At 51.6% G+C, this 23,217-nt stretch carries 17 protein-coding genes; 10 read left to right on the top strand and 7 right to left on the bottom strand.

Features of this window, described 5'->3' with window-relative positions; translation table 11 throughout:
* Positions 1-28 precede the first annotated feature (28 nt).
* From DPO_RS23580 to DPO_RS00615, 6 genes are read left to right on the top strand one after another with little or no spacing between them, the layout of a single operon-like run.
* Positions 29-3,286, top strand: a complete 3,258-nt coding sequence (locus DPO_RS23580) for a PAS domain S-box protein (RefSeq protein WP_006963612.1) — start codon at positions 29-31, stop codon at positions 3,284-3,286.
* On the top strand, positions 3,283-3,672 hold the full coding sequence (locus DPO_RS00635; RefSeq protein ID WP_006963610.1) for a response regulator: 390 nt from the start codon (positions 3,283-3,285) through the stop codon (positions 3,670-3,672). The genes DPO_RS23580 and DPO_RS00635 overlap by 4 nt, the downstream gene beginning before the upstream one ends.
* Positions 3,673-3,694: 22 nt before the next feature.
* A complete protein-coding gene (locus DPO_RS00630; protein ID WP_006963608.1) occupies positions 3,695-4,813 on the top strand; it encodes a response regulator in 1,119 nt (372 codons plus the stop codon).
* Complete coding sequence (locus DPO_RS00625; protein WP_006963606.1) at positions 4,810-5,814, top strand: GNAT family N-acetyltransferase; 1,005 nt, start codon at positions 4,810-4,812, stop codon at positions 5,812-5,814. Before DPO_RS00630 ends, DPO_RS00625 begins: the two co-directional genes overlap by 4 nt.
* A complete protein-coding gene (locus DPO_RS23575) occupies positions 5,811-6,713 on the top strand; it encodes an ATP-grasp domain-containing protein (protein ID WP_006963604.1) in 903 nt (300 codons plus the stop codon). The genes DPO_RS00625 and DPO_RS23575 overlap by 4 nt, the downstream gene beginning before the upstream one ends.
* 48 nt (positions 6,714-6,761) lie before the next feature.
* Positions 6,762-7,892 carry a hypothetical protein gene (locus tag DPO_RS00615; RefSeq protein ID WP_006963602.1) on the top strand — a complete coding sequence of 377 codons (1,131 nt, stop codon included), beginning with the start codon at positions 6,762-6,764 and terminating at the stop codon, positions 7,890-7,892.
* Between the two features lie 11 nt (positions 7,893-7,903).
* Here the strand turns inward: DPO_RS00615 and DPO_RS00610 are convergent, their stop codons facing one another.
* From DPO_RS00610 to DPO_RS00585, 6 genes are all read right to left on the bottom strand, one after another.
* Positions 7,904-11,107, bottom strand: coding sequence for an Npt1/Npt2 family nucleotide transporter (locus DPO_RS00610; RefSeq protein WP_006963600.1), 3,204 nt, complete (start codon positions 11,105-11,107; stop codon positions 7,904-7,906).
* On the bottom strand, positions 11,107-11,871 hold the full coding sequence (locus tag DPO_RS00605; protein WP_236609868.1) for a formylglycine-generating enzyme family protein: 765 nt from the start codon (positions 11,869-11,871) through the stop codon (positions 11,107-11,109). Before DPO_RS00605 ends, DPO_RS00610 begins: the two co-directional genes overlap by 1 nt.
* Positions 11,872-12,221: 350 nt before the next feature.
* Positions 12,222-14,780, bottom strand: a complete 2,559-nt coding sequence (locus DPO_RS00600; protein ID WP_006963596.1) for a sensor histidine kinase — start codon at positions 14,778-14,780, stop codon at positions 12,222-12,224.
* Positions 14,781-14,918: 138 nt separating this feature from the next.
* Positions 14,919-16,025, bottom strand: a complete 1,107-nt coding sequence (locus DPO_RS00595; protein ID WP_006963594.1) for a hypothetical protein — start codon at positions 16,023-16,025, stop codon at positions 14,919-14,921.
* Positions 16,022-16,828, bottom strand: a complete 807-nt coding sequence (locus DPO_RS00590) for a class I SAM-dependent methyltransferase (protein WP_006963592.1) — start codon at positions 16,826-16,828, stop codon at positions 16,022-16,024. The genes DPO_RS00595 and DPO_RS00590 overlap by 4 nt, the downstream gene beginning before the upstream one ends.
* A 37-nt stretch (positions 16,829-16,865) precedes the next feature.
* A complete protein-coding gene (locus tag DPO_RS00585) occupies positions 16,866-17,702 on the bottom strand; it encodes an adenine nucleotide alpha hydrolase family protein (protein WP_006963590.1) in 837 nt (278 codons plus the stop codon).
* Positions 17,703-17,944: 242 nt separating this feature from the next.
* Here DPO_RS00585 and DPO_RS00580 point away from each other — a divergent pair, with 242 nt between their 5' ends.
* Complete coding sequence (locus DPO_RS00580) at positions 17,945-18,886, top strand: TIGR01212 family radical SAM protein (RefSeq protein WP_006963588.1); 942 nt, start codon at positions 17,945-17,947, stop codon at positions 18,884-18,886.
* A gap of 24 nt (positions 18,887-18,910) precedes the next feature.
* Here the strand turns inward: DPO_RS00580 and DPO_RS00575 are convergent, their stop codons facing one another.
* On the bottom strand, positions 18,911-19,933 hold the full coding sequence (locus DPO_RS00575) for an FAD:protein FMN transferase (protein ID WP_006963586.1): 1,023 nt from the start codon (positions 19,931-19,933) through the stop codon (positions 18,911-18,913).
* Positions 19,934-20,123: 190 nt separating this feature from the next.
* On the opposite strand from DPO_RS00575, the gene DPO_RS00570 reads away from it, so the two are divergent.
* From DPO_RS00570 to DPO_RS00560, 3 genes are all read left to right on the top strand, one after another.
* Positions 20,124-21,470, top strand: a complete 1,347-nt coding sequence (locus DPO_RS00570) for an MFS transporter (protein ID WP_006963584.1) — start codon at positions 20,124-20,126, stop codon at positions 21,468-21,470.
* 113 nt (positions 21,471-21,583) lie between these two features.
* Positions 21,584-22,966: a class II fumarate hydratase gene (gene fumC, locus DPO_RS00565; protein WP_006963582.1), complete on the top strand. Its 1,383-nt coding sequence runs from the start codon at positions 21,584-21,586 to the stop codon at positions 22,964-22,966.
* Between the two features lie 16 nt (positions 22,967-22,982).
* Positions 22,983-23,204 (top strand): hypothetical protein, encoded by a 222-nt coding sequence (locus DPO_RS00560; RefSeq protein WP_006963580.1) that lies wholly within the window; start codon positions 22,983-22,985, stop codon positions 23,202-23,204.
* The last annotated feature ends 13 nt before the right edge of the window (positions 23,205-23,217 follow it).

Here is a 23,217-nt window from a genome sequence, read left to right as displayed (position 1 = left end):
AAACAAAATCTGACATGTCAAAGATGTGATGAATTATTTGCCTGTACTGGACATGATTCATAACCTGGCATTATTGCTGGCCACGGCCTATGTGTTTGATCTGGTCACAGCCCGGTGGCCCCAGAAAAAAACAATCCACACCCAGGTGTTGTTCGGCATTTTTATCGGCGGCATCGGGATGGCGGCCATGACCGTTCCCTGGGCGGTTGCCCCCGGGGTGATCATTGACAGCCGTTCGATTTTGCTGAGCATATCCGGACTTTTTTTGGGATGGATCCCCACGGGGGTGGCCATGGGGCTGACCGGGGTGTTCCGGATGTATCAGGGCGGGGCCGGGGCCTGGACCGGCGTGGCCGTGATTGTTTTTTCCGGGTGCATCGGGATTGTCTGGCGACGATATCTGAAAACACCGCTGTCGGACATGTCCTGGCACCGGCTTTATGTTTTCGGGCTGGGAGTTCACCTGGTCATGCTGGGGCTCATGCTGATGCTGCCCCTGGACATTGCCCAAGCAGTGCTGCTGAAAATCACCTTGCCGCTGATCATCTTTTATCCATGGGTGACGGTATTCCTGGGCATGCTTCTGGTCAACCGGCTTCAGCAGGACCGGATGCACCGGAAAGTGAGGGAATCCAGACAGTTCGCATTTGCCACCATTGACGCGTTGAGCGCCCATGTGGCAGTGCTGGATGAAACCGGGAGGATTATTGCGGTGAACCAGGCATGGCGGGGGTTTGCAGAATCCAACGGCCTGGTCACAACCCATGTTTGTGAAGGGGCGGATTATCTGGCGGTATGTGATGCCGCCGTCGGTGAAGACAAGGATATGGCCCGGAATTTTGCTGCGGGGCTCCGGTCGGTACTGGCGGGTGATGCCCGGATATTTGCCATGGAATATCCCTGCCACTCTCCAGACGAACAGCGCTGGTTCATCGGTCGCGTTACCTGTTTTTGCAGTTCAGATGCACCGCGTCTGGTGGTGGCCCATGAAAACATCACCGACCGCAAGCAGGCGGAACAGGCCCTGGCCGATCACCGAAATCATCTGGAGGACCTGGTCAAAAAACGGACCCGGGGCCTGGAACAAAAAAACCGGCAGCTGGTGCAGGAGGTTTCCAAAAGGCGGCAGGCGGAAGCCAATATCCGGGAAAGTGAAGAACGGTACCGGGTCCTGGTGGAACTGACACCGGATATTATCTATCGGATCACGGAAGACGGGACCATCGATTATATTTCTTCGGCGGTCCGGCAGCTGGGATATGATCCTGCTGAACTCAAGGGGAGCCCCATGGCGGATCTGCTGCATCCGGAAGATCGTGAACGATTCGGCCATCACCTGGTGGAGCGCCGGATCGGGAAGCGGCGACAAACGCACCTGGATGTCCGGTTGATGCATAAAAACCACGGGTCTCAGAATTATGCTCTCAATTTCACATTTGTCCAACTGTCTGCCCGGGGATACTGGGATGTGCCGGACAGCGAGATTTCACGGCCGGACAAGCAGTTCCTCTATACCCTGGGCATCGCCCATGATATCACGCTGCGCAAGCAGGCGGCACAGGCCCTGGAAGAGAGCCGGAAAAAACTGCGGCTTCTCAAAGATGTGGCAGCTGCCGCCAACGCGGCCGGAACCTCGAATGAAGCCCTTCAGGTCGCCGTGGACGGTATTGCCCGGTTCATGGACTGGCCGGTGGGGCATGTATATGAAGCGGATGATGAAAAACCGGATCACTTGATTCCCACAGACATCTGGTACCTGGAAGATGACAAGCGGTTTGCCTCATTCAGAAAGATTACCGAACGCACGGGTTTCAGACCGGGTCAGGGAATGATCGGACGGGTGATGACGGCAAAAAAAAGTGTATGGATAGAAGATCTGGCCATTTATCCGAAATTCCCCCGGGTCCGGCATGCAGGCGAGATCGGGCTTCACGGTGGATTTGCATTCCCGGTCATGGTGGGGGACCATGTGGCGGCGGTGCTGGAATTTTTCAATCCTGAAAAGCAGCGGCCTGATCCGTCCCTGCTGGAAATTCTCGATGAGATCGGCAACCAGCTGGGAATTGTCATTGCCAGAAAACAGTCGGAAAAGGAACTTGAAAAACTGGCCACAGCGGTTGAACAAAGTCCGGCCACGGTAATTATCACGGATCTTTACGGAAATATTGAATATGCCAACCCCAAATTCACCGAATTGACCGGCTATACTTTTGAAGAAGTAAAAAGAAAAAATCCCAGGATTTTGAAATCTGGTCATCATCCGCCATCGTTTTACAAAAAACTGTGGCAGACGATTACCTCGGGCAGACCCTGGCACGGTACGTTCTGCAACCAGGATAAAACCGGAACCATTTACTGGGAGCGGGCCTCCATATCACCGGTCCGGGATCCCCAGGGATATGTGTCTCATTTTGTGGCGGTCAAGGAAAATATCACTCAATTGATGCAATATGAAAATGAACTCAAACAGGCCAAGGAGTCGGCAGAGCGGGCCAATCGGGCAAAATCCGATTTTTTGGCCAATATGTCCCATGAACTGCGGACCCCGCTCAATGCCATCATCGGGTTTTCCGAGGTGCTCAAGGAGCAGTATTTCGGGCCTCTGGTTGACAAACAGCAGGAATATGTGGATGATATTCTGGACAGTGGCAGACACCTGCTCGCACTGATCAATGATATTCTGGACCTGTCCCGGGTTGAGGCGGGAAAAACCGAACTGGAGCTGTCACAGGTGAACGTTTCCCAACTGATTGACAACAGCCTGGTCATGATCAAGGAAAAGGCGGCCAAACACGGGATTGCCCTTGAAAAGGCGGTGACCCGGGAGATTCAGGAACAAGCGATCACGGCGGATCAAAGAAAACTCAAACAGATCCTGTACAACCTGCTGTCCAATGCCGTGAAATTCACCCCGGACGGCGGTGCCATTACCATCCGGGCCGAACAGGTTCACAGCAGGACCCGTTTGGGTTTTGAAACCGGAACGGATGCGGCCTGTGTTGAAATATCCGTCACCGACACCGGCCCGGGCATTGATCCCGCCTATCATGAAAAAGTGTTTGAACCGTTTTTCCAGGTTCACGGCACCCGGCAGGATAAGAGTCCCGGTACCGGTCTGGGACTGCCTCTGACACGGGATCTGGTGACGCTTCATGAAGGAAAAATGTTTTTAAACAGCGACGGGCAGGGAAAAGGGTCGACTTTTTCTTTTATCATTCCGGTGAATCAGAAAAAAAATCAAGGCCCGTCACATGCTGACATCGAGGATGAAGGATCGCTCCCATGATGGACACAAAAAACAGAACCATTTTGATTGTGGAAGATGAATTACAGAACCGGAAGCTGTTTCGGGATGTGCTTCAATACAGCGGTTACACCGTTTTTGAAGCCATGAACGGAAAAGAAGGCGTTGCCCTGGCAAATCAGCATCTGCCGGATCTTATTCTTATGGATATTCAAATGCCGGTTATGGACGGCCTGTCCGCCACCCGGATTCTCAAGCAAAATGAAACCACCCGGGATATCATGGTGGTGGCCCTGACGGCAAATGCCATGCCCGGAGATAAGGAAAAAATACTTGAGGCAGGGTGTCATGACTATATCTCAAAACCGTTTCGTCTGCATGAATTTTTGGAAAAAATCAAGGAATACCTGCCTGAAGATTCGGTATGAAATCAGTTGAAAAGGAATAATGATGAGCGATCAGTCAACCATACTGGTGGTGGATGACGAAGACCGGAATTTGCGTCTGATGGAGGCCATGCTGGTGCCTGCGGGTTATCATGTATTGACAGCAGGGGACGGGGAACAGGCACTGGACTTGGTATCCAGGGAACCGGTGGATGTGATTCTGCTGGATGTCATGATGCCGAAAATGGATGGATACGACGTGACCAGGCAGTTGAAATCCGATCCTGAAACAGCCATCATTCCCATTGTCATGGTGACGGCCCTGCATGCCAAAGAAGATAGAATACGGGCCATTGAAGCCGGGGCCGATGATTTTTTGACCAAGCCGGTGGACAAGACCGAATTGCGGGCACGGGTGGCCTCTCTGATCAAAGTGAAAGCCTACAATGACCATATGCGCAATTATCAGAAGGAGCTGGAATCCGAGGTGGCCAGACGGACCCGGGATCTGGAACAGGCGTTTGCGCGCATCAAATCCGTGTCTCTGGAAGCGATTTACCGGCTGACCCGGGCGGCGGAATACAAGGACGAAGACACCGGGGCTCATATCCAGCGAATGAGCAATTATGCGGCAGCCATTTCCCGGAAAATGGGGCTTGGAGAAAGGGTCACGGAATCTATTCTGTATGCGACCCCCATGCATGATATCGGGAAAATCGGGATTCCGGACCGCATTCTTTTGAAACCGGGCAAACTGGACCCGGATGAGTGGGCTGTGATGCAGCAGCATACCATTATCGGGGCCCGGATTCTTGAAGGCTCCACCACCGGGATTATCCGGCTGGGGGAGACTGTGGCCTTGACCCACCACGAAAAATGGGACGGCTCCGGGTATCCCAAAAGACTGAAAGGAAAGCAGATTCCCCTGGTGGGGCGCATTGTCGCCATTGCGGATGTGTTTGATGCCCTGACTTCCAAACGGCCTTATAAAGAGGCGTTTTCCCTTGAAAGATCCTATGAAATCATCCGGCAGGGCCGGGGAACGCATTTTGATCCGGCAGTGGTGGACGTGTTTTTCTCAGCACAAACAGACATTTTGAAAATTAAGGACGCTTTTCATGATGATGCGGATTTCATCAACCAGGCACCCATGATCATCCAGAACCAAAACAGGCGAAAATGAAGACGGTTCCCTGCATTGTGACGGTCCGGCTGAATGCATCTTTGCCTTCAGATCTGCCGGAGATACTGGCAGACTGGCCGGAAAAAGGACTGAAAATGATCCGGTGGCAAAGCCCCGGGAATCTGACATCCATGCCCGCCGAACAGCTGTGGCAGGCCTCAAAAGCAGGTATCTGGAACCATGTTTCCGGGCCGGATCTGTTTGACAACGGCAATGAAACCGTGCCGGTGCGATATATCCTGGACCATCCCCATGTGGTGCATTCCTTTGACCTGCCCCGTGACCGCACACATTTGCCTGCAATGTCACATGCCTATGATAAAATAGATCCCCTGCCGGGCATCCCGTTCTGGCAGACACTTTCAGGTCATGAGGCCATTTTGTCTTATCTGGCCCGGTATCCGGCTTCTTATCTAATCCGCCTCCGATGGGACAACCATACCCGGATCATCCTGGGAAATGATGTGGTGTTTTATTTTGAACCGCCATCAGCACTGTCACCGGAGTTTCTGAATCAGGTCTGTGCCATGGTGATTGCCGGCGGATCCGTGGATACCACCCATGTCCGGTCCAATCTTGAAAATGCGTTCCTGATCGGTTATGCCATGGAAAACCAAAAAATGGTGGGCTGCTCCTGTCTGAAACATCCCCGGACCGCTTTGATTCTTCGGCTGAAAAAAGCCACGGGCCTGGATTTTTCCGGGTGTGTGGAACGCGGCTATACCTCGGTGCGGCCCGAGTACCGGTCTTTGGGTGTGGGACGTCGTCTGCTCGAGGGATTGACGGCCCGGGCAGGAAAATACAAAATATTTGCCATCATCGATGAAGACAATCTGGCCACCCAGAAAATTGCCCGGTGGAACAACACCCGGAAAATCACCACCTATTTCAGCGAGAAAACAAACAAGCCGATGGGCATCTGGATGCCCGCCCATATGCGCCCGCCAGAAAAGGAAACCGGTTCAGATTCTGAGCAGTCCCCTGGAGAAGATATCCAATGAAAATCGGTGTTCTCACCATCCATGGTCTGGAGTTCCATCCCAACGGCCGGCTGGACCAGGCGGCCCGGCACAGGGATCATCACCTGATGCTCATCAATCCCTATCAGCTGGTCTGTGTGCTGGAAAATCAGGGGCCGGGTATTCACGGCTGTAACGATGCGGTGACCAATGATCTGCCGGATGTGGTCCTGCCCCGCCAGGGATCGCCCATGGGCGAATATGGGTTTGTGATACTCCGGCAGTTTCAGGCCATGGGGATACCGCTGGTCAACGGCCTGGAAGGGGTGACCATAGCCCGGCATCAGTATATCACCCTTCAGTCTCTGGCGGTGGCCGGCATCCCGGTGCCGGACACCTGTTTTGTTACCCGAAAGGCTTTGTTTTTTGATGCCGTGGACCGTGTGGGGGGATATCCGGTGGTGGTCAAGCAGCCCAGCGGTATGGGGGGAGACGGGGTGTTTAAAATCGATGATCCGACCCAGGCAGACACCTGTGTGAATGCCCGGCTGGATCCGGTAAAAGGGTTGCTGGTGCAGCGGTTTTTTCCTGTGTCCGGACGGGTGGATGCCCGGATTCTGGTGATCGGCGGCCGGGTCGCGGGGGCCATGACACTGTCACCGGCCCCGGATGATTTCAGAACCAATATTCATCGCCGGGGCCGGGCTGCGGCGTTTGATCCCCCCGCACTGTGGCAACATATGGCAGTGGCGGCGGCTAAGGCCTGCGGTCTGGATATCGCGGGTATTGACATGATGGGAAAAAAAAGCGGTTCCCCGTGTGTGGTAGAGGTCAACTATTCACCGGGGTTCAGGGGGCTTGAAGCGGCCACAGGCATTGATATCGCCATGGAAATCATTGATTTTGCCGTGCATAAGGCCCATGCAGCATCCACCAGATAAATTGCCGTTCATGAACAGGATCCACAGATTTAAAAAAGAGATTTATCCATGAAAATTACCCAGATTCAGTTGGAACACGATGCCGGTTTTGCCACAGCCTCAGCCCGGGTCATATTTGAAGACAGGGACTTGCCTGAAAAAACCGTATTTATAAAAACCCCGGAAGATCATGCCCAAGGGTTTGACGCCAACCCGGATGCGTTTCTGGTGGGGTGTCTGCTGCCGGCCCTGCATCTGGGAGAAAAACGCATATTTGTGGACGGACCGGTATGTCCGTTCCTCAAAGAAGGGGTGCACGTGGCCATGCACATTCTATCCCACTGGACCCAGGGCCGGTATACCCCGATTTTAGTTGAATCCGCATCCGATGCCCACCAGGTGCCGGTAAATCCCGGCAGAGCCGGCATGGTCATGTCCGGCGGCATGGACTCTCTGGCGGCCCTGCGCCTGAACCGGCTGAATTATCCAAAGACCCATCCGGCCTATATTCAAGATGGATTTTTTCTCCATGGCTTTGATATTGGCGGGGTCAGGGAACGGGGGGCCAAGCTGCATGTATTTGACCGGGCCGTGACCGCCATTACCCGGATCACAGAAGATGCGGACACAACCCTGGTGCCGGTGTACACCAACTTACGTCACCTGTGCGATGAACGGGATCTGTGGCTGAACAGTTTTTTCGGCGCGGTCCTGGCTGCCATGACCCATGGCTTCAGCCACCGTGTCAACCTGATGTTCATCGGTTCTTCCTATGATATTCCCAACCTGCATCCCTGCGGGTCTCATCCCCTGCTGGATCCCGAGTATTCCAGCTATGCTGTGAGAATCCGGCACCGGGATTATGAACTGTCCCGTCTGGAGAAAATTAAAATCGTGTCCCGGTGGGATACGGCTTTTCAGAACTTCCGGGTCTGCCTGGCCAATGTGCCGGATCAACTGAATTGCGGGAGATGCGAAAAATGTGTGCGCACCATGACCGAGCTCACGGCCCTGGGGCTTTTGCACAAAACCCGGGCGTTTGAAGCGGATGAGGTCACCCCGGCGGATATTTCGCAATTCGATATCACCATCCGGGTAAGGCCTCCGTTTTACCGGCCCCTGATTCCCCTGCTCAGAAACCAGGGACGGGATGATCTGGCAGATACCATTGTCAGGTTGCTGAATCGATCTGAATCATGACATGACCGGTATCATTGTTTTTCCTGAACCAGGGAATGCAGATGCCGGATGCGCTGGCTTAAAACCGAACAGATCTGCAGGGCGATGCGTGGAAATTCCATGGCGGTTTCCTTGAATTCCTGTTTATGCAAGGTCAAAAACCGGCAGGGGGTGATGGTTCGAATGGTCGCGGATCTGGGTGAATTATCGATCAATGCCATTTCTCCGAAAGCGGCACCGGAATCCATCTGATCAATTTCTGCCTGGTTTCCGTTTTCTTTTTCCATGATCACCGACACCCGGCCTTCAATGATCAGATATACGGTTTCACCAATGCTGTTCTGCTTGATGACTTCCTGGTCTTCGGCAAATTCGGTTTCTTCGGTCACCGATGAAATGGCGGCCAGCTCCGAAGCTGTCAACCCTGAAAAGATGTCGATTTCCTTTAGAAGAAGTATCTTTTCTCCTAGCGACAATTTGGCCGAAACTTCGGTATCTTGCGTTGATTTCTTTTTTTGCAGGATCATGTGGACTTCCTTTGAAATATACGGGTTCTCGGATTGTTCCAGGTCCTGGATACAATCCGATGCCGGTTGCAGGTCATGGATTTCCCCGATCAGTCCCAGGCCCAGAATCACATCCACCCAGTCCGGGGAAGACAGCAGTTCAGATGCCGCTTGTTTGCCATCGGATGAAAATCCGGGAATTTTTACCAGCTTTCTACCGTCAGCCAGAGCGACTGTGGTATTGGGACTTTCCAGCAACGGCAGCATGGTGTTGAAGGTTTTTCTGTCCAGAATATCATTGAGCAGCTCAATGGCATTGGCCCGTTGCCGCGCGTCTGCGGAAAAAATTCCCTGCCAGGCGGTCCGCATTCGGCCGGTTTGATCATGGATCGCCAAAACCCGGACAATGTTTTCCAAAATCAGTTCTTTTCTTTCCACCAGGTGCGATATTGCCAGGTCCCGCATGGGTCCCTGGGGCAGGTTTTCCAGAGATGCAGCCATGGCCAGGTATTCATAGGATTTCGCCAGGTTCTTTTTGGCAAAGATCAACACATCAAATTCTTTAATGTCCAGCGTATCCAGCAGATTGAAAAGCCCTTTGCGTATCCGGGTGGACGGCAGGCCCAATGATTCCACCAGCAACCGGGGATTCTGATGGTCGGCAGTCCTGATTTTATCCTTGGCAAATTCATGAATTTCATCTGATGGATCACCCATCAGATGAATGGTTTTCAGCAGGGTGTCGTCATCAACAATGGCCAAAGCGTCCAGTGCTGCCCTGCGGACATCTGCCCGGTCATGGGACAGATAATGCAGTGCCACCGCATTGATCTCATCGGCTTGAAGCCGGGATAAAGCGATGATGATATCCGGAATGACCGGGTCGATTCCAGGGATATTGAGCATGTCTTTGAGTTCAGGGATCCATTTTTGACTGCGGCTCAGGCCGGCACAGATAATGCCGGCCTGGCAGGATGCCGGATCTTTTTCAGTCAGCCAGTCGGCAATGAGCTGCTGAAGATCTTCTGAACGGTCGCTGTGAATGCAGGCCCCGGCAAATCCTTTAATCACGGGATGTTTGCTGGTAACCAATTCGGATATGACCGGATAATCACTTGTGTCCATGCCGTGCTGGTTGATGAGTTTGAGTATGGCAATGGTCGTCTCGGGTCGTTTCAAAGACATCAAAGGGATCAATTCTTTGGCGGCCCGGGGTCCGGATTCTGGCGTGATCATTTTAATGAGAGCCACCTGAGTGGTTTCATCCTGATTTTCCAGGTTTTTGATAATCAGCTGATCCAGCCTGTCGGGCGAAAAATTTTTCAACAGTTTTGCATACCAGACGGCATCTTTTCCCCGGGCTGACAGAAAAGAAGTTTCCAGACTGGACAGGGTTTTTTCCTGGTTGAAGATCTGGCCCAGTTCTTTTTGATCCATGCTTTTGATATCCAGCATGTTGTTGGAAATCAGGTCCAGCAGAATTTTCGAGTAATTGGATTTGAGCACAAACGGGGCCACTACCCAGGCGATCATGAACGGCAGGGCCACCAGGGTCAGATACCGGGGATGAAATAACGGGGTTGACAGCAAAATCAATGTCGAGCCCGTGAACAATGCGATCCTTACCACTGTCCCCCGCAGAAAAGGCCGGATCATGTTCCGGTAGGATTCGGGAAACAGGCCGATGAGAATGCTGTTGGCCGGCATGTTAATGGTCGTGCGGATAATATTGGTGGACATTCTGGCATACATGGCCGAAAACACGTCAAATCTGAACAAAAAGGCGAAAAATGCCAGCATATAGTTGAAGGGATGAAACATGAGTGCCACCGGCAATCCCCATTTGCCGTATATCCGGCCCACGAACAAAAGAATGAACAGACTGACGATGTACAGACTGCCTCTGAAATAACCGAAAAAATGAATCATGGCACTTTCTGAGGCAAACTGCTCATTGACGGCATAATTGAACTGATAGTTCATGATGGGGATGACCACGTTCGGCATGAATGTCAGGACCAGGACAATTTTGACCAGAATGGAATCTTTGACCAGCGGATAGATCCGTTTGATTTCTTCCATCATGGGTGGTTTTTTCTTGGCGTTTTTCCCCGTTTTTTCCGTGTAAATCAACGTGGCGTAGCTTCGTCCCATGGCTTTTATCAGTATCGCACCCATGATGGTGGTGACCAGATACAGGTATAACAGGTTGTCCAGACTGAAAAGGCCTGCAAAATATGGGGTGCCGAAACTGCCCAGGATCAGCCCGATCACACCGCCGGCGGTGAGGAGCGGGAACAGTCGTTTGGACTGGCGGGTATTGAAAAGATCGTTGCACATGTTCCAGAACAGCAATGCCTGCAAAAGTTCAAACTGGCTTTTGAGCATGAACAGCAACGGATACAGCAGCTCAATGCCGAAAGGAATGAGCAGGCGGATGACCGTGACGATGATTCCTGAAAAAATGAAAATATAGTATAACAGCCTGGCCCCGGAGGTCTTGCTTAAAAAAACGGTCAGAAAACCGGTGATGAAGAATGTGGCCACGGCATTTAGCATGTTGACCACCGGCATGAATTCCACACCGTATCTTTTCAGAAAAGCGGTTTCCGCATAATTGTTCAGAATAATACCTGAACTCCGGATAATGAAAAGAAGGGCTGCCGTCCAAAGAAACAGGCTGATCTCTTCTTCATAGATTTTCAGGAAGCTTAAGAGTTTTGCCCGCATCAATCCACCTCAAGAACCAGTCGGAACCCGGTGGTTTGAAACCTGGCACCGGGATGGGCATAGGTGCGGTTGGCACTGCGCATATATCTGCCGTACAGGTACCAGCTACCGCCTCTGCGAACCCGGGGTCTGGTGGAAAACAGATCATAGGTATTGACGCCGGGAGTCCTGATATCATCCGTATATTCATCCTGGCACCATTCCCATACATTGCCGTGCATGTCGTAAAACCCCCATGGGTTGGGCGGAAATGAAGCGACCGGGGCCGGACTGTTGACCGGCAGTCCCATGGATCGGTAATATGAACTGCATTCTCCGTGTCGTTTCGGGGTATTGGCATACATGGCCAGGGCGCAGTCCGGGTCGTTCCCCCAGCTGTAAGCCGTGGTGGTTCCGGCCCGGCAGGCATACTCCCATTCTTTCTCCGAAGGAAGCCGGTATCGGGCGGTATCTGTTTGGTTCAATTTTCTGATGAATTTCTGGCAGTCATAAAAAGACACCCGGGTCACCGGGGTCCGGGGGCCTCCTTTTTTTTTCAGAAGAAACGCCTTTCCCATAATATCCTGCCATTGTTCCAGAGTGACTTCGGTTTCCTGAAGATAAAAAGGTTCAGTGATTTTGACCGGGTGATGTTTTTCATTGGTTTTCCGGTCGGTTTCAGTCTCAGGGCTTCCCATTTGAAAAGTACCGGGTTCCACACGGATGAAAGTCATGCCCAGATGATTGGTGATTTTTTTTTCCTGGGCAAAACCGCTGGCTGTCATGTGTGTGAGACATAAAACAACAATAAAAACACAACACCCGCACACCCTGAACATGTATTTCAAACCTGGTATCAGGCATAACCTGTTTCGCATAATTCAATCATCCTTCAAACAACCTGTTGGGGCAAGATACACTTGAAAAGTGAGTTGTTTGGCATACAATTATATTTCTTATTCATTGTCAAGCAAAATTTCAGACCTTCTGGCAGCATGAATTTCCCAATGCAAACCAAAGCTGCCTAATCGTTGATGAAAACCGATTCGATAATAATTTGATAGGCGTTTACCAAAATTTGTTCTTCCCATGATCCCGCTACCATCAATGTCTATCCCATGCCTTTTTTGAAAATTTATTCAGATTCGCTGTCAAAAGAAGATTGAACCAAATTGTCTGCTTGTCTTTTTTCTTTTTTCCGGCCCGGATCGCCGGTATTGTTAAGCATTTTTCGGAGGCAGGTGGCCAGTTGTTGAACCCCCACCGGTTTCATGAGAAATGATTTGAAACCGATGGCTTTGGCCATATTTTCATCAATGGTATCACTGTATCCAGTACACAGGACAATGGGTATGTCGGGCCGGATTTTTAGAGTAGCATGGGCCAGGTCGACACCGGTCATGCCCGGCATGGTCATGTCCGTGATAATCAGGTCAAAGGCGTCAGGTGTTCGGCAAAAAGTATCATATGCCAGGGTGCTGTCATTACAGGCGGTGATATCATATCCCAGTCTTTGCAGGGTTTCGGTGATCAGGTCCAGAATTAGTTCATCATCATCTACGACCAGAATGGATTCGCTGCCGGATGGGATGGAGTTGTCGGTGACGAAGTGAACCGGCGTGTCTTCGACGATGATTTGGGGAAGATAGATATTGAAACAGGTCCCCTGGTCTGGTGTGCTGGTGACCGAAATATGGCCTTTCATGCGGGTCACGATGCCATGGGTGATGGAGAGCCCTAAGCCGGTTCCAGTGCCCTTCTTTTTTGTGGTGAAATAGGGTTCAAAGATTTTTTCCAGTGTTTCTTTGTCCATGCCGTGGCCAGTGTCTGACACGGTCAGGCGGATATAAGGCCCCGGAGCCAGATGGTGCTGATCCCCAAGGCTTTTTGGATCGATTTTTTTCTGATCCAGGGAGACGGATAGGATGCCGCCGTTTTTTTTCATGGCATGATATGCATTGGTACAAAGATTCATGATCACCTGATGAATCTGGGTGGGATCGGCCAGAATCGGTGAGAGCCGGGGGGCGATATGTTGCTTTATTTCAATGGTGGCCGGCAGTGTGGCCTTGAGCAGTTGCAGGGCTTCATTGACAACACCACCCATTTTGAGCCGGACATTTTTTTGTTCCACCTGGGTACTGAAAGTAAGAATTTGTTTCACCAAATCCTGAGCCCGGACTGAGGCTTTACGGATTCTTGAAAGAAAGTGGCGGATTTCATGTTCTTCGGGGATGATGCTCAGACACAGGTCTGTATATCCGATGATCGGGGACAGTATGTTGTTGAAATCATGGGCGATACCGCCGGACAGAATCCCCAGGGTTTTCATTTTCTGTAGCTCGGCCAGCTGATGGTTGAATTCATTACGCTGGATTTCAAATGTCTGTTTGTGATAAGCACCCCCGATTTGCTGGGCCACGCCCATAACCAGATGCTTATCATTTCGTCCCATTTTCTTGGGTGTTTCGACATTGCCGGCTACAATGATACCGATCACCGTGTCCTCAAAAGTGATGGGACAGCAGATAAAGGCCACGGGTTGTATCTGTTCCGCCAGGCTGAAACTGCGGCGGGTGGATTTTTCTTTCAGCTGTTTCATGTCATTGACCAGAATGGGTTTGTTCTGATTGAATGATTTAAAAAAGACCCCTTCGGACGGTTCCTGAAGACTGATGGTATATTTTTCCAGAAAAGCCATTTCTTTTGGAGTGAAACCGAACCCACCCCGGTATATCAGTTGGGTCACCGCTTCATTGGCAATCATGATCATGACACGGTCGTATTTGAGCCTGCGGCCGGTTATCTCAGCGATCCTGTTGAAGATATCAGAATCAGTCAGCTCCATTCTCAAGGCATGTCCGATATCGATAATGGCCCGGGAGTTTTCCGCATTGATATCGATCTGTTTGAGCAGATCTTCCTTGTTTTCATAAATTTCGTTCAAAGACCTCTTCAATCGGGACGTTCCAGCTGTCTGGGCACCCCAGCCCAGGATCAGGAAAACAATAAAAGATCCCATCGCCACCTGGCCGGTCACAACCGGAACGCCACCGAACATATATACAGGAAAAAGCACCAGCGTGGCAAGACCGGACAGCCATTTCAAACGGTTGAGCACCGAATGGGCCGATTCTTTCCAGGAGATGACATAGGTGCAGGAATCATCGCCTTTGAACAGACATTTCGGATGGTCAATGGTGATATCTTTGTTATAAAAAATATCAGCAATTCCTGTGAAATTTCCTATACGGTTCTGGCATTGAAATTCTTTTTCCCGGACTCCCTTTTTGGGTGTGACGCGGATCTGGATTTTGTTTCTGCCGATACTTTTTGTGGTATAAATGGATGACCGGTTAAGCCGTTTGGCATAGTTTCCGATCATCTTGAATGCATTCCGGATACCGCCCAAAGACAGAATCATCCCGCGGATTTCGCCCAGGCATCTGGGATGGGCCGCGAATCTGCCCGCTTCTCTGGCGATTTTCAGGTTATCGGTCAGTGAACTGAGTTTTTCATGGAACCGGTTCACCTGGGCCTGGGTGAACCATACCGAGTAATCTCCGATCTCATAATTTTCGATACCCGCATATTCCATGAGGTCATCAATAAGAATTTCAGGATATTTTTCATTTATCAGCTTGACATAGGTGTCAAGCACAAGACTGTTGTACAGTTCTTTGTCTTTTTCCATTTTACATCTTTAATTTTTTTGCCATCCCAATATTTTACCGATAAAAAAATAATATCAGTAAAATCCTTTCCCGGCGGTATCATAAAAGTATTGTACCGAAAAATCAAATCAAAGGTGAAGATAGAACAGGTCATCTTCTCACAGTGTTTTTTTATTTTCTCGTTTGAGTACAATGGAGAAAATCCGGCGCATGTAGTTTTTCCATTTTTCAAATCCCGGATTCATCCAGATCCCTTGATAGTACTGTCTGGTTCTGACAGCTCCTAACTCTGTCAATACTTCGGCACACAAGTCATCAGTGAGCACCACCATGTGATAGATCGGGTACTCCAAGAGGGTTTTTTCCCCAAAATAGGCAAAAGCGGCGTTTTGCAGCAGCAATTGGCATACATGACGTCTGTGATCCTGTGATATTGAGGGCACCACCATCAGGTCACACCGGTTTTCCAGAAAACTGAAGTTGAATCCAAAGGGTCCTCTGTACGCAATGATCATTCCTTTGGGGTTTCCGCTGTCTTTTTCCAATGCCACCCAGATGTACCGCTTCCGGCTTAGCCCGAATTTCTGATATTCCTGGTTCAATTCGGACATTTCCACATCGCACCCGTAAAGGTCTTCTGCCGCACAATAAACCTGTCCCCGACACTGTTCCGCCAGATGCCGTATCATGGTATGGTCCTTGTCCGTGCACCGATGGATTCTGTATCTGCCCGAGGTATGTTTGAGTATGAATGGATCGACCTGCAGGTAATTGAGAAGACAGGAATCTGCGCAGTCAGTGCCCAGGATGCGGTCCATTCGCCCGTAGATTTTCATGGCAAAGCCGTTGGTGGGACTGTACCAGTTCTGGGCGGAATCTGTACCGATATATATGCCTTCATCCTGGGCAGCGAGAAGCAGGTGCAGAACTCCTGCGGCATATTTCTGGGATGTCAGATGCTGGGATTGCCAGCTGTTGCCGGTGGTTTTCCAGGTGGTGACCGTGCCCATTTTGTTCAGACGATCTTCCCGATAAATCAGGGTCCACATGATATCCCTGCCGGCTGCCCAGCCCAAGTTCCAGTTGTGCCGGATCAGATCCAGGTGAGGTAGCAGTCTTTTGCGTTTTTCCTGATATAAAAATCCGACATCACTGTAATGGGCGTAAAGTTCATCAAATGACAGACTGTTGGCAGGAAGCAGCTTGAGGTGTTCGCTGATGTGCCGGGTTTGGAAAAAATCAGTCCCATCCCGGGGCGGAATCATCTGGGATTGCGGCCCCGGCAACAGATAATGGGCGTATAGGTGAACCGCCTGGGGTTGGTGAAAAATTCCCGGCTTATTTTTCTGAAACCCTCATATCCGTTGTCAAATTCACTGAAATCATACCCGGAATTTTTTGCGGCAGTCTCTATTTTTTTTCGCCAGTTGAACGCCTCATTTTCCCCTATCTTTCCATAGATCAGGTGGTGTGGAGATACCTTGACCCGAATATCTTCAAAACCCAGATCATACAAATGTGCATAGAGCTTTCGACCGGCATAAGGATCAAATGCTGTGTTTTTTTCAAGCGAAGTCATTACACCCATGAGGGCATTTTCAAGTTTCAGCGGTAGCCCGTAGTGGCTCAGACAGTTATGATCGAGATCGGCAAGGCATAGAATTCCGTCCGGGTTGAGCAGAGACGCAAGGTTTGCCACAATTTCAGCTGCCCCGGTTCTGTAGAATTCAAGCACAAACCGCAGAAATATAAAATCAAATGTTCCCAGATGCGGCATCGGCTTTCTCAGATCCCCCAGACAGTACCGGATACCGGTGCCCATATAGCGGGTTTTGGCATAGTCAATTCTTTCCTGTGAGATGTCTACACCGGTTACTGTGCCGCCTGGAGATACCAGGCGATTTAAATGAAAAGTGGTCTTTCCCGGGCCGCATCCCATATCCGCAACAGTCATGCCAGGTTTCAATCCAGCCCACGTTATCTGTTTTTCGAGGGCATGAAGATCGGTTTTTAAATCCAGACGCTGAATTTCATCTTTATCTTCCATGATGTAATTTGAAAATGTCATTGCTTACTCCAAAAAGCGGTTGCAGTTATGGGCAGGATCAGATCATTTTGTAGATATAGGTTTTGATATCAAGTGACTGGAAAAAATCAATTTCCGGCAGGTTGAAGGCGTTGCCGGCAAAGGAGTGCACATCATCGTAATTGAAATTGAGCCCGAATAAAGAATAGTAGTTCGCCAGCAGCCGCTTGGGGCGAAGGGTTTTGAAACGGCATGGTTCCCGGGTGGTCGGAATATCATATTTTTTCGTTGCGGCCTGAATTTGGGGGTCATTGTACTGGATCAGGGGTTTGAAAACGGTAATTCCGTTTTTCAGTTCAAGCAGGGGAAAAAATCGTTGAGAGATTTCCAGAAATCTGTCCTCCGGGAGGGTGCCCTGGAAATTACCCGTTCCCCCGCCCCCGAACCCGGTCCGTAATGTGTGTTCAATGGTGGCACTGGCAAGATCCCAGAGCGTGTACCCGATGACAACAACCAGGTTTTGATGCGGAAACTGACCGGTATTGAAATAAGACAACAGACGTTTTTTTTTGATCCGGCTGCATAACAGGCACGGAGTTTTCCCTGTAGCAACCATTTCATCCATCAAGGCTTCCTGTTCTGGAACAGATTCGTGCCAGACGATTTCGATGCTGCGTTTTTTCCAGTACCGGGTCAGTCGGTCCCTTTCCCGGGTGTTGAACACATGACTGGGAACAGCGACCCCGTGCACATGCAGGTCAAAATCATAATCTTGTTGTGCCAGAGAGAAAAAATGAAGCAGAACCGAAGAATCTTTTCCTCCGGAAAAGGAGAGAACCAGCTGTTTAGATCCAAAGGCCTTTAATGTGGAATGATTTTTTTCTATCCATTGGGAATAGGACAGATCGTTGTTCATGATACCTCCTTATTATACAGTTATATCTGCCAGCATACAGCCGTAACTCGTGGCAGTTCGTGGACAATAGCCATCAATGTGCATGGAAAATGAGTGAATATAAGCATATTCCGGATCATTTGGAAATGATTAACTGATGGCTATTTTTGATGCTGCCTGACATAGCATTGAAAATCAGCAACAGGCATGATATACGACAACGGTAAATTGAAATTTCATCATTTGTCTGACATTTTTTCAATATGACTTCCATGGATCGATCAAAGCGGTACACCGACTATAACAGCTATCTGCGGGGTATGTTCGGCGAGCGGGTTCAGAAGATTGCTGTGGATGCGGGTCTGACCTGTCCCAACCGGGACGGCACGCTGTCGAGCAAAGGCTGTATCTACTGCAATGCCAAGGGGTCCGGTACCGGGGCCTTTGCCCGGGGTATGGGTATCAGGGAGCAGATCGAGGCCGGCAAGATTCCCATGATGAAAAAATACAAGGCAAAGAAATTTCTGGCTTATTTTCAGTCGTTTACCAATACCTACACCTCGGTTGAAATTATGCGGGCGATGTATGATGCCGCGTTTTCCTGCGAGGGGGTGGTGGGCATGGCCGTGGGCACCCGGCCGGACTGTGTGGATGAACGAAAGCTGGATCTGATCGGGTCTTATGCGCAAAAATATCTGGTGTGGCTGGAATATGGGCTTCAGTCGATTCATGACACCACGCTGGCGTTTATCAACCGGGGGCACACGCTGAAAGATTTTGAAAACGCCGTGGCCATGACCCGGGGAAAAGGCATCCAAATCTGTGCCCACGTGATTCTGGGGCTGCCCGGAGAAACCCGGGACATGATGCTGGACACGGCCCGGTATCTGGCGGACTCCGGTATTCACGGGGTCAAGATCCACCTGCTGTATGTGATCAAAGACACGCCGCTGGACCGTCTGTTTCTGGCGGGAAAGTATCAGCCCATGACACAGAGGGAATATGTGGAAACCGTGTGTGATTTTCTGGCGCTTTTGCCCGAACAGATGGTGATTCAGCGGATCACAGGCGATCCCCATGGCAGCGAGCTGCGGGCCCCGGTATGGGCCGGGAGATACCGGGAAACTTTCAACCTGATCCAGCAGGCCCTGGCACACCGGGATACCTTTCAGGGGAAAAAATATCAGCCGAAGAACCCGGCCTGAAAATCCGGTTTGCGGATAGACGGATCACTGGACAAAGGTGTGAAAACCTTGGGATGCGATCTCTCTGAAGCCGTCCGGGGTTTTCTGAATGATCAGGCATTCCACATTTTCCAGGGAGTCCGCCAGGGCCAGGCTGTCCTCCGGGGCCATCACCATGAAGGCTGTAGCCAGGGCATCGGCAAAGGTGCAGGTGCAGGCAATGACCGACGCGCTCACCACCTGGTTGTCCACGGGATATCCGGTTTTGGGATCAATGATGTGGGAGTAGGTTTTGCCCCCAAATTTAAAAAAATTGCGGTAATCTCCGCTGGTGGCAATGGCCCGGTTTTCCAGATTCACCACTTTGTAAAAGCCGGCATCAGCCCCGGTTTTCAACGGATGGGTAATGCCCACGGACCAGGGTTTTTTATGGCGGTTCTTTCCTGAGCCGTAGAGCTCGCCCCCGATCTCCACCAGAAAGTTATCAATCCCGGCCCGGGTCAGGACCCCGGCAATGGCATCCACGCCGTATCCCTTGGCAATGGAGCCTAAATCCAGGGTGATGCCGGATTTTGTCTTTTTTACATGGTTGTTTTCAAACACCAGGTGATGAAATCCGGTCAACGCGACGGCCGCGGTGATAGCACCCGGTTCCGGCAGGGAGTCGGTAGGCTGCCGGGTCCCGAACCCCCACAGATCCACCAGGGGTTTGACCGTGCCGTCCCAGGCCCCGTCCGTCAAGGTGAACACGGTTCTGGCCGTGTCCATGACCCGGGCGAAATCATGGGACAGCCGGAAGGACCGGCCGGGCTCTGTTTGGTTGAACCGGGACAGGTCACTGTCCGGATCATACATGGACAGCCCGGCATTGACCTGTGCCAGCCGGGTGTCGATCTGTTTCTGCCACAGATCCATGGACTGTTTTTGGGATGACACCAGCTTGACCGTATAAAACGTGCCCATGGTGCGGCCCTGGATCGTGTATTCTTTTGCCTGGGAAATCGAAGGGACCCAGAGGAAAATGAGCCAGACAATGCTCATGGCCATGCCTGTCAGGAATCGTTTCATGATAGTTCCTTATTGTGTTTGTCCATTGTTTTGAAGTCGTTTTTTTAATCATCATACCGGAGCGTTGCCTGATTCTCAAGTGGAGAGCTTTTTTTCGCTGCCAATCCGTTGATCCGTGACTTGACGGCCCGCGTATGATAACTTAGACAGCTAAACTGCTGATCCCTGGACTGAAAATGAAAGGAATTTTATGGCCGACCGATCGAAAACCGCGTTTGATATCCCCAATATCCGGTGGTTCATCGCATTCCGGGTCTTTTTCAATTCCCGGTTCTACTATCCGGTGTTCACCATTCTGTTTCTGGATTTCGGCCTGACCGTGGCCCAGTTTTCGGTGCTCAATGCGGTCTGGGCCGCCACCATCGTACTGGCGGAGGTGCCGTCCGGTGCGGTGGCCGACATCATCGGCAGAAAGCGGCTGTTGAACTTTGCCGCCGGCGTGATGATTTTTGAAATCGGTATCATCAGTTTCATGCCCCGGATCGATCCGGTGCTGATTTTTTCCGTGTTCCTGGTGAACCGGGTGCTCAGCGGCCTGGCAGAGGCGGCGGCCAGCGGTGCGGACGAGGCCCTGGCCTATGACAGCCTGAATGAGGCGGGCATGGCCGACCAGTGGGGCCGGGTCCTGGAGGTGCTCATGCGGTACCAGGCCATCGGGTTTGTCATCGCCATGACCGTCGGGGCTGTGGTGTATGATCCTAATCTCATGGGCCGGCTGGCGGATCTGATGGGCCTGGGTGTCACACCGACTCAAGAGGTGACCATGCGGTTTCCGTTGTACCTGACCTTTGTGCTGGCCCTGCTGGCATTTGTGAGCACCCTGAAGATGACGGAGCCGGAACAGGCGGCAGCAGCGTCCTCGGAACGGTCCGTGAAACAAACCCTGGCCGTGACCCTGAACGCCGGCATCTGGATCATGAAAACCCCGTTTGTCCTGTGGGTGATGCTGTTCGGCATGCTGCTGGACGGCACCATCCGCATGGTCATCACCCTGTCCAGCCAGTACTACCGGATGATCGGCATTCCGGAATCCCTGTTCGGCATCATGGGGTCGGTGGTGGCGCTTATGGGGGTGGTGGTGCCGAAAATCGCCCGGCAGATTGCAGAAAACCAGTCTCCCCAGACAGCGCTTTTGATTACGGCGGGCCTGGCCGTGGCAGGGCTTGCTGCCATGAACGGGTTCTGGCACTGGGTGGGAATCGTGCCGGCCCTGGTAACCTTTGCCGCCATGAATTTCACCGGTTTTTTTGTCAGCTTCTACATCAACCGGGAAACCGATTCCCGGCAGCGGGCCACGGTGCTGAGCTTCAAGGGGTTGTCCTACAATGTTTCCTACGGGTTGCTGGGGGTGGCCTACGCCCTGGTGTTGAAACTGGCCAAAGCCGGGGTGGATCCGGCGGCGGGCCTGTCTGCGGAAACCATTGAAAACCAGGTGTTCGTGGATACGTTTTTCTGGTTTCCATTGTTTTTTGCAGTGAATTTTCTGGTGCTGGCAGCGGTGTATGCCGTCCGGTTCAAAGCAAGAAAGCAGCCCTAGCCGGATTCAGTCAAACAGGGTTTTGATCCGGGCGGGATCGCATCCTCATTGACACTCTCCCGGTTCAGATGGTATGTTTTGACATCTGTTTATCCCCATTTTTAGGAGATCTGATGACGGCACGCACTGAAACTGACTTCATGGGAGAGATCCATGTCCCTGAGAACGTGTATTGGGGGGCACAGACCCAGCGGGCTTTTGAAAATTTCAACATCGGTGATGAAACCATGCCCATTCCGGTGATCCGGGCGTTTGGATATCTGAAAAAAGCGGCAGCCCTGGTAAACGGAAGTTTCGGGTTGCTGCCGGATGACAAGGTTCGGATCATCGCGCAGGTGTGCGATGAGATCATTAAGGGAGATCTGGACGGTCATTTTCCGTTAAAAGTATGGCAGACCGGGTCCGGAACCCAGACCAACATGAACGTCAACGAAGTCATTGCCGGCCGGGCCCGGAAACTGTCCGGGCAAAAGCTGCATCCCAATGATGATGTCAATAAATCCCAGTCCTCCAATGACGCGTTTCCCACAGCCATGCACATGGCAGCCTATGATCTGCTGGTTACGACCACGATGCCGGCCCTGAAAGCCCTTTACCGGGAACTGGCCCAAAAGAGCCGGGAATGGGAAGCGATTGTTAAAATCGGCCGGACCCATTTCATGGATGCGGTGCCGTTGACCCTGGGCCAGGAATTTTCCGGATATGCGGCCATGGTGGAACAGGATATCCGGGTGCTGACGGATCACCTGCCTCTGCTGGCTCGCCTGGCCATCGGCGGCACGGTCCTGGGCACCGGCCTGAATTCCCCGGAAGGGTTTGATGTGAAAATGACAAAGATGCTGGCAAAATTCACAGGACACCCGTTTGTCCCGGCCCCCAACAAATTTGCGGTCCTGGCAGCCCATGACGATCTGGTGGCCTGTCACGGGGCACTTAAAACCGTGGCCGTGAGCCTCATGAAAATCGCCAATGACATCCGGATGCTGGGGTCCGGCCCCCGGTGCGGCATCGGCGAGCTTCAGCTGCCGGCCAATGAACCGGGGTCCTCCATCATGCCCGGCAAGGTGAACCCGACCCAGGCCGAAGCCCTGACCATGGTGTGCGCCCAGGTGATGGGCAATGATACGACCCTGTCCGTGGCCGGAGCATCCGGACATTTTGAGCTCAATGTGTTCAAGCCGGTGATCATTTACAATTTTCTGCAGTCGGCCCGGCTGCTGGGGAATGCAGCGGATTCATTCACCAGAAATTGTATCCGGGGGCTTTTGCCCAATCAGAAAACCATTCAGGCCCATCTGGAAAATTCATTGATGCTGGTCACGGCCCTGGCCCCGGAATTCGGATATGACAAGGCCGCCGTGATCGCCAAAAAAGCCCACGCCCAAGGGATCACCCTGGAGCAGGCTGCCTGCGATCTGGGGTATCTGACCAAAGACGAATTCCGGCAATTGGTGGACCCCTCTGCCATGACCCGGCCGTTCAATATCGATAAATAGAAAGGGAAGGTATCATATGCTGGAAAATGTCACCGTGTTCAAGGGGTATCCCTTTAAAGTCGGACAGAAAATCCGTATCGAAGATTCTCCCCGGTCCGGAGACTGGGAAGTGATCCATGTGACCGATCACAAGGTCACCCTGCGTTGTCCCCTGTCGGGCAAAGAGTTTTCCTGGTCCCGGTTCTGTTATCAGGTGGAAGAATCTGAACGGCCCTGGCCGGATACACAGGCAGACTGATATCATGGAGAAA

Origin of the sequence: Desulfotignum phosphitoxidans DSM 13687, from assembly GCF_000350545.1 — a bacterium.
Taxonomy (GTDB): Bacteria; Desulfobacterota; Desulfobacteria; order Desulfobacterales; family Desulfobacteraceae; genus Desulfotignum; species Desulfotignum phosphitoxidans.
Note: the sequence above shows the minus strand (reverse complement) of the source record. Positions and strands in the feature narration are given on the sequence as shown.